Source organism: Moorena sp. SIO2C4 (assembly GCF_010672485.1).
GTDB classification, from domain to species: Bacteria; Cyanobacteriota; Cyanobacteriia; order Cyanobacteriales; family Coleofasciculaceae; genus Moorena; species Moorena producens.
In genome coordinates this window covers 1-1,484 of the sequence record NZ_JAAHGN010001421.1, presented here as the reverse complement: position 1 = coordinate 1,484, position 1,484 = coordinate 1, and the positions used below count along the sequence as shown (strand labels likewise).

Sequence of the window (1,484 nt, the reverse complement as noted above, 5' to 3'; positions counted from 1 at the left end):
GAGGTGATTAAATTCGATCAGTTTCTGTTAAAGCCAAGGGATTAGGGTGGTCAGAGGGGGGAGTGTGGGAAGTGTGGGGCGGGGGCGCGGGAAGTGTGGGAAGTGTGGGAAGTGTGGGAAGTGTGGGAAGTGTGGTAATAGGGGGGGAATTTTGATTAAAGGTATAGCAGAAGTCAGAAGTCAGAAGTCAGAAGTCAGAAGTCAGAAGTCAGAAGTCAGAAGTCAAACTCTTGCGCTTCTTGATGCAAAGCGCGAGTGGGGGAAACCCCCAAGACCGCTTAGGTGCGCTTGACCTTGGCGAATTAAATTCGCCACGGGTCGCACCTCTGCATCGCTTACAAAGGGTGTGAGACTAATGTCGATGTCCTAACTGCCCTGGCGACTGCTATAATTATCCTGGAATTATATTATATAATAAATAATTAATTTGCTACTCTTGCCTATTGCTAGCTTGCCTCTTGCCTCTTGGTAGGTTGCCTATTGCTAGCTTGCCTCTTGCCTATTGCCTATTGCTAGCTTGCCTCTCTATAAAAAATAGACACCCTTGGACATTACTTACGAAATGAGGAATAATAGAGAGCGGAGTCATGAGATCTAGCATTGATATGGAAAGTCATTCTGAGATGACATTAAGCATTGGGGAGGCAGCTAAACAGCTAGGAGTCTCTACCAAAACCCTAAGACGGTGGGCTGATGGGGGAAAAATCAGATATCAACGTTCACCTACTGGACAACGACGATTCTACCTTAAAGATATCAAACATATAACACCAAGAAATTCTCAGCCATTGACGGACAGATTGACCATCAACTATGCCAGAGTTTCCAGTGATGAGCGAGAAAAAGACCTGAGGATTCAAATTCAATTATTAGAAAATTTTAGCACTGCTAATGGTTGGCAATACGAGACTATTTCTGATTTCGGGGGTGGTTTAAATTATCACAAAAAAGGATTAAACAAATTACTCAAAAAAATTATGACAGGGGATGTTGAACGGTTGGTGATTACTCACAAGGATAGATTGCTGAGATTTGGCTCAGAATTAATCTTTACCATTTGTGAAGAGTTTGGCACAGAAGTCGTTATCATTAATAAATCCCCAGAGGGAGTCAGCTTTGAAGACGAATTAACCCAAGACATGATGGAATTAATCACAGTCTTTTCTGCCCGTCTCTATGGCGCTAGGAGCGAAAAAAATAAAAAATTACTTGATGGAATGACTCAAGTGGTAAAGGCATTAGAGTAAAGAGTAGGTGGAGAGAGGGGAGTGTGGGAGGTGTGGGGAGATGGGGAGATGGGGAGATGGGGAGATGGGGAGATGGGGAGATTGGGGAGATTTTTATGTAAGTATTCAGTCGTGAGCTTTTAGCTCACGCTATGCGAACAGCTGTCAGCTGTCAGCCGTCAGCTTAAAATAAACCTCTTTTGTAAACTTCTTTTGGTATAATTTAAGGTAAGCATATGCGCTACGCGCACGCTACTT

At 43.5% G+C, this 1,484-nt stretch carries 1 protein-coding gene; it reads left to right on the top strand.

Translation table 11 applies throughout. The features are described from left to right. Positions 1-605 precede the first annotated feature (605 nt). Positions 606-1,247 carry an IS607 family transposase gene (locus F6K20_RS38200; protein ID WP_044493348.1) on the top strand — a complete coding sequence of 214 codons (642 nt, stop codon included), beginning with the start codon at positions 606-608 and terminating at the stop codon, positions 1,245-1,247. Positions 1,248-1,484: the final 237 nt, after the last annotated feature.

Bases quoted from the DNA above. Each gene is read 5' to 3' on its own strand.
- F6K20_RS38200 (WP_044493348.1), top strand. From the start codon at position 606: ATGGAAAGTCATTCTGAGATGACATTAAGCATTGGGGAGGCAGCTAAA.